This is a genomic window from Clostridium sp. BIOML-A1 (assembly GCF_009874105.1).
In the GTDB taxonomy this organism is placed as follows: domain Bacteria; phylum Bacillota; class Clostridia; order Lachnospirales; family Lachnospiraceae; genus Coprococcus.
The window spans coordinates 150,418-165,920 of the sequence record NZ_WWTL01000004.1 but is presented as its reverse complement, the minus strand read 5'-3'; the positions used below and the strand labels follow the sequence as shown (position 1 = coordinate 165,920).

12 protein-coding genes are annotated in these 15,503 nt (G+C 42.7%); 11 read left to right on the top strand and 1 reads right to left on the bottom strand.

Going from position 1 to position 15,503, the window contains the following annotated elements; all coding sequences use genetic code 11:
* Positions 1-4 precede the first annotated feature (4 nt).
* Complete coding sequence (locus tag GT641_RS04545; RefSeq protein ID WP_161116918.1) at positions 5-2,929, bottom strand: PBP1A family penicillin-binding protein; 2,925 nt, start codon at positions 2,927-2,929, stop codon at positions 5-7.
* A 200-nt stretch (positions 2,930-3,129) separates the two neighbouring features.
* On the opposite strand from GT641_RS04545, the gene GT641_RS04540 reads away from it, so the two are divergent.
* The 11 genes from GT641_RS04540 to dnaJ all read left to right on the top strand — a co-directional run bounded on the left by GT641_RS04540 (position 3,130) and on the right by dnaJ (position 15,500).
* Positions 3,130-3,441: a hypothetical protein gene (locus GT641_RS04540; RefSeq protein WP_044946236.1), complete on the top strand. Its 312-nt coding sequence runs from the start codon at positions 3,130-3,132 to the stop codon at positions 3,439-3,441.
* Positions 3,442-3,569: 128 nt separating this feature from the next.
* Positions 3,570-4,508, top strand: a complete 939-nt coding sequence (gpr, locus tag GT641_RS04535) for a GPR endopeptidase (protein WP_008403012.1) — start codon at positions 3,570-3,572, stop codon at positions 4,506-4,508.
* 24 nt (positions 4,509-4,532) lie between these two features.
* On the top strand, positions 4,533-5,678 hold the full coding sequence (gene spoIIP / locus GT641_RS04530) for a stage II sporulation protein P (protein ID WP_161116917.1): 1,146 nt from the start codon (positions 4,533-4,535) through the stop codon (positions 5,676-5,678).
* A 97-nt stretch (positions 5,679-5,775) separates the two neighbouring features.
* Positions 5,776-7,590: a translation elongation factor 4 gene (gene lepA, locus GT641_RS04525; RefSeq protein ID WP_008403015.1), complete on the top strand. Its 1,815-nt coding sequence runs from the start codon at positions 5,776-5,778 to the stop codon at positions 7,588-7,590.
* 112 nt (positions 7,591-7,702) lie between these two features.
* Positions 7,703-8,917 (top strand): radical SAM family heme chaperone HemW, encoded by a 1,215-nt coding sequence (gene hemW / locus GT641_RS04520; protein WP_161116916.1) that lies wholly within the window; start codon positions 7,703-7,705, stop codon positions 8,915-8,917.
* Positions 8,918-8,943: 26 nt separating this feature from the next.
* A complete protein-coding gene (locus tag GT641_RS04515; protein WP_161116915.1) occupies positions 8,944-9,582 on the top strand; it encodes an ABC transporter ATP-binding protein in 639 nt (212 codons plus the stop codon).
* 81 nt (positions 9,583-9,663) lie between these two features.
* Positions 9,664-10,470, top strand: a complete 807-nt coding sequence (locus GT641_RS04510; protein ID WP_161116914.1) for a hypothetical protein — start codon at positions 9,664-9,666, stop codon at positions 10,468-10,470.
* Between the two features lie 117 nt (positions 10,471-10,587).
* Positions 10,588-11,619: a heat-inducible transcriptional repressor HrcA gene (gene hrcA, locus GT641_RS04505; protein WP_044946238.1), complete on the top strand. Its 1,032-nt coding sequence runs from the start codon at positions 10,588-10,590 to the stop codon at positions 11,617-11,619.
* Positions 11,620-11,630: 11 nt separating this feature from the next.
* Positions 11,631-12,296, top strand: a complete 666-nt coding sequence (grpE, locus tag GT641_RS04500) for a nucleotide exchange factor GrpE (protein WP_008403020.1) — start codon at positions 11,631-11,633, stop codon at positions 12,294-12,296.
* 72 nt (positions 12,297-12,368) lie between these two features.
* On the top strand, positions 12,369-14,216 hold the full coding sequence (dnaK, locus tag GT641_RS04495; protein WP_008403021.1) for a molecular chaperone DnaK: 1,848 nt from the start codon (positions 12,369-12,371) through the stop codon (positions 14,214-14,216).
* A 117-nt stretch (positions 14,217-14,333) separates the two neighbouring features.
* A complete protein-coding gene (gene dnaJ / locus GT641_RS04490) occupies positions 14,334-15,500 on the top strand; it encodes a molecular chaperone DnaJ (RefSeq protein WP_044946265.1) in 1,167 nt (388 codons plus the stop codon).
* Positions 15,501-15,503 lie beyond the last annotated feature (3 nt).

Sequence of the window (15,503 nt, the reverse complement as noted above, 5' to 3'; positions counted from 1 at the left end):
TCTATTACTCACCGTCCGAGCTTGTTTCAGGCTCTGCTGTAGGATTTGTAGTAGGTTCTGTAGTAGGCTCCGGTGTCGGAGGTTCCGTAGTAGGTTCTGTAGTAGGCTCCGGTGTCGGAGGTTCTGTGGTAGGTTCCTCTGTCGTAGGCTTGTCTTTCTTCTTGAAGACAGCCTTGATCGTATGATTTCCCTTTACCTTCGAGAATTTGTAAGAGGTTACAGCACCGACGGAGCTTCCATCTACGATTACATCTGAAATGGTATATCCCTTATCAGGTGTGATATAGAAGGTTGTTGATTTGCCCTTCTTAACGGTTGTTGTCGGTGAGATCGAACCGCCGCCTTCTGAAGATGAGGAGATCTTGTACTCTTTCTTATCTTCCTCTGTGGTATCCTCCGTTTCTTCTTCCTCAGGATGAAGTGGACATTTTTCCTTTAAAATATTCTGATCGTATTCGAAGTCGGCATCAAGGATCTCAATCTTGCCATCGTCATCAACTGTATAATAATAAGTGGTTGTTTCTTTACATGTGTTTGTTGCAGGCTTATGAGATTCATTACAGATCACAATCTTTTTATTACCACCACATTTCTTTTTTGGAACAGTTCCCTTTGCAAAATAATCTGTAACTGTATCGCAGCCTTCTACCGGAAGAAGACCGGTATCCTTACAAACGGTTGCACGAACAATTCCATCCGGCATTTCGAATGTCTTTGAAGTATCTAAGCCTTTGACTTCTGTAATTTCATCCATGATCTTACGCCACATATTCTTATGATAGTTTCCTGCGGCAAAGTTTGTATTCACATCGAATCCTATCCAGATAGATGCGGTATAGTATGGAGTGTATCCACAGAACCATGCATCATAGTTACTGGAAGTTGTACCTGTCTTACCAGCGGTATAAAGGCCACATGAAAGGTTTGCGGCAGTACCGGTACCGATCGTTACTACATCATGCATTGCACTTGTTAATAACCATGCATTCTGAGGTGAAATAACTGCGGATTCCTCCGGCTTCCGGTTATCGATCAGCAGGTTTCCGTCATGGTCATATACTTCTGTATAGAAGACAGGCTTGATATAATTACCTTCATTTGCGATCGTAGCATATGCAGCTGTGATCTCAAGATTTGTGATACCATCTGTCAGACCGCCAAGAGCGAGAGACTGGTTGATATCAGATTCAATACCGCCACTTGAATTTGTACGGTTCTTTACAAGAGTTGTAAATCCAAGCTTTAACAGATACTCGTAGGCAAGCTCCGGTGTAACATCGGTGATCGTCTTAACAGCAAGAATATTCATGGAATTCTGAATAGCCTGTCGGATCGTGCTTGGACCACGGTAGCCACTGTACCAGTTCCTGACTTCGCCGCCATTTGTATAGGTGTATGGTTCATCTTTGTATACTGTTGCAAGGCTCATACCACATCCGTCCAGTGCAGGGAGGAAAGCGGCAACGACTTTGAATGTAGAACCGGGCTGTCTGGTTGCTTCGGTTGCACGGTTAAAGGAACGATCTTCTGTCTTTTCACCACGACCACCGACGATTGATTTTACCTGACCGGTTTCCTGATCCATCAATGTGAAGGAAATCTGTGGTTCAACAGTTACCTTATAGCTTTCGAGCTGTTCTTTGTATCCGGTCTCAGCAATCAGATGTGCTTTGTATTCATCAGCGGCAGCTCTTGCGTCATCCTCACTTGAGAAGATCAGATCGAAAGAAGACTGTCCTTTTTCTTCCTGGAACCATGTTACCATCATGTTCTGACTGTAGTTATACTGTTCACCATTGTCATCTACGAGAGTCAGTGCATAGGAGAGCTGGTAACTGTCAGTTGGATAGTTGTCCTCATCATTTAATACAGTATCACATATATCCTGAATCTCTGTATCCTGACAGGTATGAACTTCCAGACCGCCGGAGTAGATCATACTGTCTGCTTCTGATTTGGAATATCCCATTGCCATGAAGTCATCTTCCAGCTGGTTAATTACTTCATCGATGTAATAGGAGTTTATCTTTGTCGGTGATGATTTCTTTATGGATGATACCTTTTTGATCTCAGCATATACATCATCGGCAATTGCTGTATCATAATCTGACTGGGAGATCATGTTCAGCTCTGACATTTTATCCAGAACCATCAGACGTCTTTTTGCATTTTCTTCCGGAAATACAACCGGATCAAATTTGCTTGGGTTCTGAGGGATTGCAGCGAGAACCGCACACTCGGAGATCGTCAGGTCTTTTAACTGTTTATTAAAATAATACTGGGATGCGGTTTCTACTCCGTATCGTCCCTGACCAAGGTAGATAGTATTCAGATAGTATTCAGCGATACTTTTCTTTGGCAGGACTTTTTCAATCTCAACAGCGAGATACTGTTCCTGAACCTTACGTTCGATCTTGTCAAACATGGTTTTCTCATCCAGACCGACATTGAAGATCTGGTTCTTGATCAGCTGCTGTGTCAGAGTACTTGCACCCTGATCGAAGTCACCTGACTGAAGACCATGGGCAAATGCACGCATGATACCCTGAACGTCGATACCGTTATGTTCCCAGAAACGTTGATCTTCGATAGCGATAAATGCATTGACCAGATTTTCCGGAATATCATCATAGTAGACATATTCGCGATTTGCATCGAAGCTTGCAAGAACTTTGAGTTCCTTGCCATCCTGATCGTACAGGGTTGTCTGATATCCTTTCGGAATCAGATCCTTTGCATTTACCTCCGGTGTATCATCCAGAATACCCTTTAGTGCACCGAAGCCGGCTCCGATACCAAGAACAATGATCGCCAGAAATAAGACAAGCATTGCCTTGAACAGAGAAACCGTCAGTTTCTTTTTATTTCGGGGTAGTTTAGAAACGAGAGCTTTCTGTTTCTTTTCCACGCCCTTTTTGCTAAAATCCATGGAAAATCCTCCTTAAATTAAGTTCGATCATAAATACAACTCATTATAGCAGAGATTTACATAATAATAAAGTATAAAATCATTTCTGAAATAAAATTAAGGCATTTTAAAAAACTGTGTGCTATACTTGTATTATATGTAAAAAATACGATCTGAATAAGCATAAAAGTCAGAATAAAAAAGAAAGGAATACAGACACTATGTTTGAATCGATTGAAGATGCAGTTGCTACATGGAAAGAAGAATACTCATTTATTGAAGATGCAGTTGTAACCGGTTATGAGGGCGGCTATCCGATTGTGGATTTCACGATCGGTAAAGCCGCATGGAGCCTTGTAAAAGACAAGAGCAAATTTAAACGGATCGTCCGTTCTTCCGAGATGGAGGGAGGAATAGAGGTTGGTGTATCTACCTGTTTTAAGGATACGGCATTTGTAAAATGGAACCCACCGGTTATGACGATCTGCGGATATCCTGAGGTAATAAACCGGATAATTAAAAAGATTATGTAAGATAATGTGGAACAGGCATTGCCCCGGTGAATAGAAATATTCATTCGGGGCATTTTATATACCAGAGCATACCGGCTGAAACTACGATTTTCTGCCGGAGAGAGAATAGACAGAAATGGGGAACGGCTATGGAACGAACGATTCGGACAGACCTTGCGATAGAATTACGAGAAGATATAAAAGATCGCGGAGAATTGGATGGAATACAGATTGCGACAAAGATCCACCGGCAGGGTATCAGGACAACGACGATCAATGTAACAAATGAGAAAGGGGCAGAGACACTTGGCAAGCCTCTTGGAACTTATATTACGATCGAATGTCCGGAGATCCGGGAATTTGATGAAACGATCCATGAGCCGTTGTGCCGTGAACTATCAAATAATCTTAAAAAATTACTGGGAGATGCAAGCTCCGTTCTGGTCGTAGGTCTCGGAAACCGTGAGGTGACACCGGATTCACTCGGTCCGCTGGTTGTTGATCATCTCTTTATAACCAGACATCTGGGAATCGAGAAGATCCCTGTATCGGGCAGACAGGAATATGATATATCGGCGATCTGTCCGGGCGTTATGGCACAGACAGGAATTGAAACGGTGGAGATCATAAAAGGAATCTGTGGGAATATCAAGGTAGATGCGGTTCTTGTAATTGATGCTCTTGCGGCCAGAAGCAGTAAGCGGTTGAACAAGACTGTGCAGCTTACGGATACCGGGATCAGTCCGGGCTCCGGCGTCGGAAATAACCGGATGGAGATCAACTCAGATAATATAAAAACAAAGGTCATCGCACTTGGAGTTCCGACAGTTATATCGGTTCCGTCTATCATTGATGATTCTCTTGATGAGATCGCCGATGCATTTGATCAGATACATGGGAAGAAGCTGGTGAAAGAATTGTCCGAGCAGCAGAGATATCAGATCGCATATCATCTGGTAGAACCGGAGCTTGCGGATATGTTTGTTACTCCAAAAAATATTGATGAACTGGTAAGACGAATCAGCTTCACAATATCCGAAGCAATAAATGGTATTATTTTCAGGAAGGACTCATATACTGATAAATAATAAAAAGTAATGAGTTTATCCGGAATGAGAAACTGTCAGACAAGATGCGAAAAAAGAAGAATGCGTTATTGTTTTTTTCTGGTCATAGCCTTTTTTGCAATATGGTTTGCAAAATGTGATGATGAGACAAAGACGGATATGCTGCGACAGCTTCTGACAGGAACGATATCGTCGGATCAGAAGCCGAATATACAGCAGGAGGGAAAGCAACATGAAGAAGCATCCTGTTTTTTAGAAGATTGTTTGCAGGAATATTGCCTTGCAGGTGCATTTGTGTCCTGTGCATCAGAACAGGAGACGGATATTGCAGAGACGGACATTCGGAAGGATCTATCGAAAAATGTCATGCGGGAGAAAAGAGAAGCGACAGCATCGATAGCTGCGATGGCAGGATGTCGCAGTTATATGCAGGAAAAGCTTGCTGATTATGATTATATAAAAAATCACTTCTATGTGATCGACAGTACGACAAATGTATCCAGGGAAGAATTAAACGGGCAGGATCTTGCCTCTATGGATCTGACGATCGATACAGAGGATAAGAACTATAAGGTGCTGATCTATCATACACACGGAACGGAGAGCTTTAAAGATTCCGAGCCGGGCAAGGTTGAGGATACCGTGATCGGCGTTGGTGATTACCTGACGCAGCTTCTCGAAGAGAATTACGGGGTGGCAGTCTATCACGATACGACAGCCTACGATATGACCGGTGGGGAGCTGGATCGAAGCGCGGCATATGATTATGCAAGAGAGGGAGTTCAGAAGATTCTTACGGAATACCCGTCTATTGATGTCGTGATCGATATTCACAGAGACGGTGTAGCCGAGGATACATATCTGATTACGGAGATCGGGGGAAAAAAGACTGCGCAGATTATGTTTTTAAACGGAGTGAGCCGATTAAATAAGAACGGAGACATATCATATCTGGCAAATCCATACAAAACAGAAAATCTTGCCTTCAGTCTGCAGATGTATCTGACGGCACAGGCAAATTATGAGTCCTTTGTAAGAAAGATATTTGTTAAGGGATATCGATATAATCTGGATCTGAAGCCCCGGTCGTTATTAGTAGAGGTCGGCAGCCAGACGAATACGGTAGAAGAGGCAAAAAATGCCATGGAACCGCTGTCTGCAATTCTTTACAAAGTATTGAGCGGAAAGTGAGATTGTGTTATGATAATGAACACGAAATTATTTGCCTGCAGAAATGCATGCTTAAAATAAAAAGAGAAAAGAAATTCAGATACCGGAGGAAAACAGGATGGCTCATATAGATCAGTCAAAGATACGAAACTTTTGCATTATAGCGCATATCGATCATGGTAAATCGACACTTGCGGACAGGATTATAGAAAAGACTGGCTTATTGACTGAACGTGAGATGCAGAATCAGGTGCTTGATAATATGGATCTGGAGCGGGAACGTGGAATCACGATCAAGGCACAGTGCGTTCGTACGATCTATAAAGCACAGGATGGAGAAGAATATATCTTCAATCTGATCGATACCCCGGGGCATGTTGATTTTAATTATGAAGTATCAAGAAGTCTGGCTGCCTGCGAGGGTGCGATCCTGGTTGTGGATGCAGCACAGGGAATCGAGGCACAGACACTTGCAAATGTATATCTTGCGATCGATCACGATCTGGATGTTATGCCGGTTATCAATAAGATCGATCTTCCTTCGGCCGAACCTGAGCGTGTGGTAAATGAGATTGAAGATGTGATCGGAATCGAAGCGCAGGATGCTCCGAGAATTTCGGCAAAGAATGGTATCAATATCGATCAGGTCTTAGAGCAGATCGTTACGAAGATCCCGGCACCAGCAGGAGATCCGGAAAAACCGCTTCAGGCACTTATATTTGACAGTATTTACGATTCATATAAAGGTGTTATCATATTCTGCCGTTTATTCGACGGTGTGGTAAAACGTGGGACGTCCATCCGCATGATGGCAACCGGAGCTGTTGCAGAGGTAGTAGAAGTAGGAATCTTCGGGGCTGGCAGATTCGTTCCTTGTGATGAATTATCGGCAGGAATGGTAGGCTATATCACTGCCAGCTTAAAGAATGTCAGAGATACTACAGTCGGTGATACCGTTACAGATAACGACAATCCATGCGCAGAGGCGCTTCCGGGATATAAGAAGGCACAGCCTATGGTCTACTGCGGACTTTATCCGGCAGATGGAGCCAAATACCCGGATCTTCGCGATGCATTGGAGAAGCTTCAGTTAAATGATGCGTCCTTAAGCTTTGAGCCGGAGACATCGATCGCACTTGGTTTCGGTTTCCGTTGCGGTTTCCTTGGACTTCTGCATCTGGAGATCATACAGGAGCGGTTGGAGCGTGAGTTCAATCTGGATCTTGTTACGACTGCGCCGGGCGTTGTTTACCGTGTGCATACAACGGATGGTAAGATGATCGAACTGACGAATCCGTCCAATCTGCCGGATCCGTCGAATATCGAATATATGGAAGAGCCGTTTGTATCCGCGGAGATCATGGTCACTACAGAATATGTAGGTGCGATCATGCAGCTCTGTCAGGAACGCCGTGGCGTATATCAGGGAATGGAATATATGGAAGAAACCAGAGCGCTGCTTCGGTATGACCTTCCGTTAAATGAGATCATCTATGATTTCTTTGATGCATTAAAATCAAGATCCAGAGGTTATGCGTCCTTTGACTATGAGATGAAGGGCTATGTGCGGAGCGAGCTTGTAAAACTTGATATCCTGATCAATAAAGAAGAGGTCGATGCGTTATCCTTCATTCTTCATCAGGATACTGCTTACGAACGCGGAAGAAAGATGTGCGAGAAGTTAAAGCAGGAGATCCCAAGACATTTATTTGAGATTCCGATCCAGGCTGCGATCGGCAACAAGGTCATTGCCAGAGAGACGGTAAGAGCAGTCAGAAAGGATGTCCTTGCAAAATGTTACGGTGGAGATATCTCCCGTAAGAAGAAGCTTCTGGAGAAACAGAAGGAAGGTAAGAAACGTATGCGTCAGATCGGAAATGTAGAGATTCCGCAGCAGGCGTTTATGAGCGTATTAAAACTTGATGAGGAATAAATATAAAAAAATTGCAGGTTGAATCAAGACATTTAGAATGAAATAAATCAAAAATGATTTTGATATAAGCAGAAAGCAGCTTACAGAAAAAACGAGAAGGCAGGAAAAACACATGAGAAAAAAACTGAGCATTTATATACATATTCCGTTTTGTGTTAAGAAGTGTGTATATTGTGATTTCCTGTCTTTTGGTGCGGATGACCCGCAGATCAACCGGAGCGGTGCGGTCAGAAAGGCATATGTCCAGAGCATTTGCAGAGAATTATTAAGCTATAAAAGCATATCAAAGGACTATATTGTAAAAACGATATTTATAGGCGGAGGAACTCCGTCTATACTTTTACCGGGCGAGATCATGAATATATTGGCGACCCTTAGAAGCATTTTTAAAGTGGACGAAGAAGCCGAGATTACGATTGAGGTGAATCCGGGTACCCTGACTGCGATCAAAGCAGCGGAATATCTGGCGGCCGGGATCAATCGTATGAGTATCGGACTGCAGTCCGCACACAATGATGAGCTTGCCATGCTTGGCAGGATACATACATATGAACAGTTTCTGACATCATATCAGACAGCACGTGACGCAGGCTTCAGAAATATCAATGTCGATCTGATCTCTGCGATCCCGGGGCAGACGCTTCATTCCTACCTGGATACACTAGAGCGTGTATTGAAGTGCAGACCGGAGCATATCTCTTCATATAGCCTGATCGTGGAAGATGGAACACCGCTTGCGGGGGATCAGAAACTCCTTTCAAAGCTTCCGGATGAGGAAACAGACCGTGAAATGTATGAAGCAACCGGAAAGGTACTCGAGATGTCAGGATATAAAAGGTATGAGATTTCAAATTATGCAAAGCCCGGATATGAATGCAGACATAATATCGTATACTGGACGATGGATGAATATATCGGGATCGGTATAGGTGCGGCTTCCTTTTTTAACGGAAGAAGATATTCGAATACGTCAGATATAAAACAGTATGTCGATACGATGGAGGAAGTATTTGAAAAACGCTCGATCGATGAAGCGTACCGGATACCGGAGCTGCTTTCAATCAGACATATTGATGAAACTGTAGATATTGATACATTGATGGAAGAGTATGTGATATTTGGGCTTAGAATGACCAGAGGGATCAGTGCGGCGGATTTCTATGAACGATTCGGCCATTCCTTATATGATGCTTATGGGGATATTATAAGAGGGTATGTGGCAAGCGGACATATGAAAGATGAAAAGGGGATGGTATGTTTTACCAGAAAGGGAATCGATGTAAGTAACAGGATTCTTGTAGATTTTTTACAGGATAAAGATAAATGAAATGATAGTCGGGGACAGGTTCGGATATGATAAAAGAGACGAATGAGCAGCAGACTGCTATTATTATAGAAATAAATGAACTGAATTATACCTATCCTGGAACAGAACGGCCGTTGTGGGAGAAGAATCTGACATTTGTACTGCGTAAAGGCGAGATTGTCGGACTGGCGGGACAAAATGGAAGTGGAAAGAGCACGTTACTTCGTATGTTGGCGAGCTTTATTCCCCGGAAAAAGGGCAGCTGCTCAGGACAGATAAATGTAACAGATATATCCGGCAGAGATATGGCATGTGTGATCGACAGACCCTCTTTTTTTTCAGACCTTTCCGTGCGTGATAATATAAAAATGATGGAGCATATGAACGGAGATAAGCAGCTTACGGATGAAGCTTTGATCGATCTTTTGGGTATCCATGAATTTGACCGGATCAAAGCATCTAAGCTGTCACTTGGCAATAAACAGAAGCTTGCGCTTTGTCTTGCGATCCATAAAGAGACAAGACTGGCGTTGCTTGATGAACCGTTGAACGGGCTTGATCCGTTTACGAGAGCATCGTTTTTATCTTATCTGGAGAAACGAAGAAAACAAGGAATGGCGGTTATTCTTACCAGCCACATACCCGGAGATCTGGAACAGGTCTGTGACCGGATTATTTATCTGTAATATAAAAAACCACTCACGGGTATATTAAAAACAGGAGATAGATCCGGTTATTTCTTATTTAGAGGGAGCGTAGGCAACAGTATGAATGTTTACAGAGCAGAAGTATTTCGATATGGCAAAAGCTTTTATGGCAGAATGATCATAATTCTGGTGATTCCGTTTGCGATTCTTGTAGCAGCTTTTCTTCATTATGTAAGTGCAGGGGTAAGCAGCGACTTCCTGTCGGCAGCAGGCTTTTCAGAACAGACGATTACAGCGATCAAAGGTCAGATGGGCGGAATCGCTTATATTGCATCGGCTTTTTCTGCCTCGGAGCTTCTGGTCCTTCTTATGATGTTTCCGGTTATCCTTCATATATCCGAAGACTACGAACAGAATACCATACGCTGCGAGCTGCAGAGAAGTAAAAGCAGAGCGGCCTGTTATATTGCCAGAGTGCTGGCGGCAGTTACTTATGCATGGGGGATCTTACTGGAATATATTCTGATTTCAGGGATTGCGGCTGCTTTGTTTTTTAGAAATGTCCCTGAAGCTTCAGAAGCTTCCCGGATTGGAAAAACAATGCTTGCGATAGTGCTGCAGTTTATAATGATCGGAGCCTGCGCGATGTTTGCATTTATGTTGGTTTCACTGATCAGACATTCGGTTTTGTCTATGACTGCCGCGGTTCTTTTGGTGCTGTTATTTACACCCGGAGTTCGTGTCCTTGTGGATCTGTTTAATCTGCCGGCGTGGTCGGATAACATCTGGATCGTGCAGCTTCTCGGTATGACAAGTGACCTTACATTTAACGGAACAGATGCGTTAGCTGCGATTATCATCAGTCTTTTATATGCCGTGATTTCTACAGGACTCGGTATTCATTTTTTCAAAGCTCAAAAATTATAAATTTTCTTGATTTTTTTCAAAATAAATGTTGACAAACAAGGTAGTGGGTGTTAGATTAATTTTAGTGGTTAGCACTCGGGGTATTTGAGTGCTAACAAAAATGAAAGGGATGAGCAGATGGAACTTGACGAAAGAAAAGTCAAAATTCTGAAAGCTATCGTTTCCAATTATTTAGAGACCGGAGAACCTGTAGGATCGCGGACAATTTCAAAGTATACAGATTTGAACTTAAGTTCGGCGACGATCAGGAATGAGATGTCTGATCTGGAGGACATGGGTTATATATGTCAGCCGCATACATCTGCAGGAAGAATTCCGACGGACAAAGGATATCGGTTCTATGTTGACAGCCTTATGAATGAGAAGATAGAGGCTGAGACAGAGAAGGGAAATCTTCTTGAACGAGTTGATAAAATGGAGAAGATGCTGAAGCAGGTTGCCCGGGTATTAGCGGCAAATACGAATTATGCCACACTGGTTACCACACCTCAGTATAATAATACCGTGAAGTTTATACAGCTTTCCAAGGTTGCTGAGTCAAAGCTTCTTGCGGTGATCATGGTGGATGGAAATATCGTAAAGAATAAGCTGATCGATACCACGTACGATCTGAAGAATGACGAGATTTTAAAATTCAATATTTTATTAAACACGTTCCTTCAGGGAGCTGCATTAGAAGATATTAATCTGGAACTGATACAGACGATGAAGATGCAGGCAGGTGAATATGCGGATATCTTAGAAAACATCTTTCAGGGGATCATGGAAGCTATTCATGAAGCGGATGACCTGAAGGTTTATACAAGCGGAGCGACCAACATGTTAAAGTATCCTGAATTGATGGATTCGGCAACAGCAGAAAAACTGCTTGGAACTTTTGAAGATATAGAAGACAAAGAGGAATTTGTAAAATATGTAGAAGAAGTTATCAATAAAGATAACTCTGATATAGAGATCCGAATCGGTGATGAGAATTCCAGTGAGGATCTGAAAGATTGCTCCCTTGTAACGGCAACTTATAAGATGCCGGAAGGCGCAAAAGGAACTATAGGTATCATCGGTCCGAAACGTATGGACTATAAGAAAGTCGTTACGATGTTAAAAAATCTGACCGATGAATTGGATGATATATTTAATAATAACGAATAGGGGGTCCGATAATGGCAGACACCAAGAAAGATACTAAGAAAGTAAAGACAGATGAAAAGGCAGCAGAAACAATTGTAGATGAAGTTACAGCAGAGTCAACAGATACTGCAGAAACAACAACTACAGATGTGAATGTTACAGAAACTGTGGATGTCCCTGAAGAGCAGGCGGAAGCAGCAAAACCGAAGCCGGTTGCAAAAGAGAACAGACGCGGCAGTAAGGCTTTAAGAGAAGAAAATGATAAATTGAAAGAGCGCTGTCAGGATGCAGAAGACAAATATAAACGTCTTCTTGCAGAGTGCGAGAATATCCGTCAGAGAAATGAAAAGGAGTCATCCAAAATGTATGATTTCGGAGCGAAGGATGTTCTTGGAAAATTACTTCCGGTAGTTGACAACTTTGAAAGAGCGATTGCAGCAATTCCGGAAGAGGATAAAGACAGACCGTTTGAAGCAGGAGTTGATAAAATCTACAAATCACTTATGACTTCACTGGAATCCATCGGCGTTACCCCGATGAACTGCGAGGGTGAACAGTTTGATCCGGCGTTCCACAATGCAGTAATGCATGTAGAGGATGAGAATTACGGAGAGAACGTGATCGTCGAAGAGATGCAGCGTGGTTACATGTATAAGGATCAGGTATTACGATTCAGCATGGTAAAGGTTGCAAACTAATAGTCAAATGACTATAGCATATAAATTTTATTAAATTAAGAAAACAGAATTTTATTTAGGAGGAATATAATCATGGGTAAGATAATTGGTATTGACTTAGGTACAACAAATTCATGTGTAGCAGTAATGGAAGGTGGTAAGCCTGTTGTTATTGCGAATACAGAAGGTATGAGAACTACACCATCTGTAGTTGGTTTCTTAAAGACAGGTGAGAGAGTAGTCGGTGAGCCTGCAAAACGTCAGGCAGTTACAAATGCAGATAAGACAATTTCATCCATCAAGCGTCATATGGGTACAGATTACAGAGTAGAGATCGATGGCAAGAAGTATTCACCGGAAGAGATTTCAGCTATGATTCTTCAGAAACTGAAATCCGATGCAGAAGGATATCTCGGTGAGAAGGTTACAGAGGCCGTTATCACAGTACCTGCTTACTTCTCAGATGCACAGAGACAGGCAACAAAGGATGCCGGTAAGATTGCAGGACTTGATGTAAAGCGTATCATCAACGAGCCTACGGCAGCAGCTCTTTCCTATGGCCTTGATAATGAACAGGAACAGAAGATCATGGTATACGATTTAGGTGGTGGTACATTCGATGTATCTATCATTGAGATCGGTGAAGGCGTTATTGAAGTATTGGCAACAGCCGGTGATAATAAGCTTGGTGGTGATGACTTTGATAATGCTGTTACACAGTATATGTTAGATGAATTCAAGAAGGCAGAGGGTATCGACCTTTCAGGCGATAAGATGGCTATGCAGAGATTGAAGGAAGCAGCAGAGAAGGCAAAGAAAGAGCTTTCATCTGCTATGACAACAAACATCAACCTTCCTTTCATTACAGCAAATCAGGATGGACCAAAGCATTTTGATATGAACCTGACAAGAGCAAAATTTGATGAGTTAACAGCAGATCTGGTTGACAGAACAAAGGTACCTGTTCAGACAGCACTTGAAGATGCAGGACTTACTGCAGCAGATCTTGATAAGGTATTATTAGTCGGTGGTTCTACACGTATCATCGCTGTACAGGAAGAAGTTAAGAGATTAACAGGTAAAGAGCCGTTCAAGGGTATCAACCCTGATGAGTGTGTTGCAATCGGTGCATCTATCCAGGGCGGTAAGCTTGCAGGTGATGCCGGTGCCGGTGAGATCCTTCTTCTTGATGTTACACCACTTACACTTTCTATCGAAACAATGGGTGGTATCGCAACACATCTGATCGAGAGAAACACTACAATTCCTACAAAGAAGAGCCAGATTTTCTCAACAGCACAGGATAATCAGGATGCCGTAGATATCAACGTAGTACAGGGTGAAAGACAGTTTGCAAAAGATAATAAGAGTCTTGGACGTTTCAGACTGGATGGTATCGCTCCTGCAAGAAGAGGCGTTCCTCAGATCGAAGTATCATTCGATATCGATGCGAATGGTATCGTAAATGTATCTGCTAAGGATCTCGGAACAGGAAGAGAACAGCACATTACAATTACTTCCGGTACATCACTTTCAGATGATGATATCGAGAGAGCAGTAAAAGAAGCTGCGGAATACGAAGCACAGGATAAGAAACGTAAGGAAGGCATTGAAGCAAGAAATGAAGCAGATGCACTTGCATTCCAGACAGAAAAAGCACTGAATGAAGTCGGAGATAAGCTTTCAGATGCAGATAAGTCTGCCGTACAGGCTGACTTAGACTCATTAAAGTCAACAATTGAAAGTACGGATGCAGAGAATATGACAGATCTTGATGTGGATAAGATCAAGGCTGCTAAGGATAAGCTTATGGAAAGTGCTCAGAATCTGTTCGCTAAGCTTTATGAGCAGAATGGTCCTGGAGCAAATGCAGGAACAGGTACAGGTACACCGGACTTTTCAGAGGGTGATGTAGTAGATGGAGATTTCACAGAGGTTTAAGCCTTGAAATAATATGAAATGTAGTCTATAGTAAATATCTGACAGTAAAACGGGAAAAAGGTTTCCTGTTTTACTGTGGATATGAATGTATATATCGCAGATGAAAGGTTAAAAGTTATGGCAGAAACAAAAACTGATTACTATGAGGTCCTTGGTGTAACCAAGAATGCCTCAGAGGCAGAGATAAAAAAAGCATATCGTGTCGTAGCCAAGAAATATCATCCTGATATGAACCCGGGCGATGCGGAGGCTGAAAGAAAATTTAAAGAAGCAGCGGAAGCTTATGCAGTACTTAGTGACCCGGAGAAGCGAGCAAAATATGATCAGTATGGTCATGCGGCATTTGATCCAAATGCCGGCGGCAGTGGCTTTGGTGGCTTCGGCGGCTTTGATTTTGCTGATATGGGAGATATTTTCGGAGATATTTTCGGAGATATGTTCGGTGGTGGAAGCAGACAGAGAAATTCAAACGGACCTGTAAAGGGTGCTAACATCAAGACAACGATCAGAGTTGCTTTTGAGGAAGCAATATTTGGTACACAGAAAGAACTGGATCTTCCGTTAAAGGATGAATGTGAAGTATGTAAGGGAACCGGTTCACAGCCGGGACATCAGCCGGAGGTTTGTGGCAAATGCGGCGGAAAAGGTCAGATCGTTACAACACAGCAGTCCTTGTTTGGCGTAGTAAGAAATGTATCGACTTGTCCGGACTGTGGCGGATCCGGTAAGATCATTAGATATAAATGTAGCAACTGTGCGGGAACCGGTTATGTAAAGAGCAGAAAGAAGATTCAGATCGCTGTTCCGCCTGGAGTAGATAACGGAACCAATATCCGTATCAAAGGAAAAGGTGAACCTGGATTTAATGGTGGTGAAAGAGGAGATCTTCATGTTACGATCCTTGTTGATCGTCATCCGAAGTTCCAGAGACAGGAATACAATCTTTACTCCTCCGAACCGATCTCATTCACACAGGCAGCACTGGGTGGAAATATTAAGATCCATACGATCGAAGGAGAGATTGATTACACGATTCCACCAGGAACACAGACTGATACCAAGGTTAAGCTGAAGGGAAAAGGTGTGCCAAACCTGAAGAATCCTACTCAGCGTGGTGATCATTATGTAACACTGGTTGTACAGGTTCCTGAGAAGCTGACTGCAGAACAGAAGCGTATCTTGAATGAATACGAGCAGGCAACATTGGTTGAGACCAGACCTGCAACAGATTCGGTAGGAACATCATTTTCGTTTGGAGATCACAAAAAAAGAAAGAAGAAATAGGTA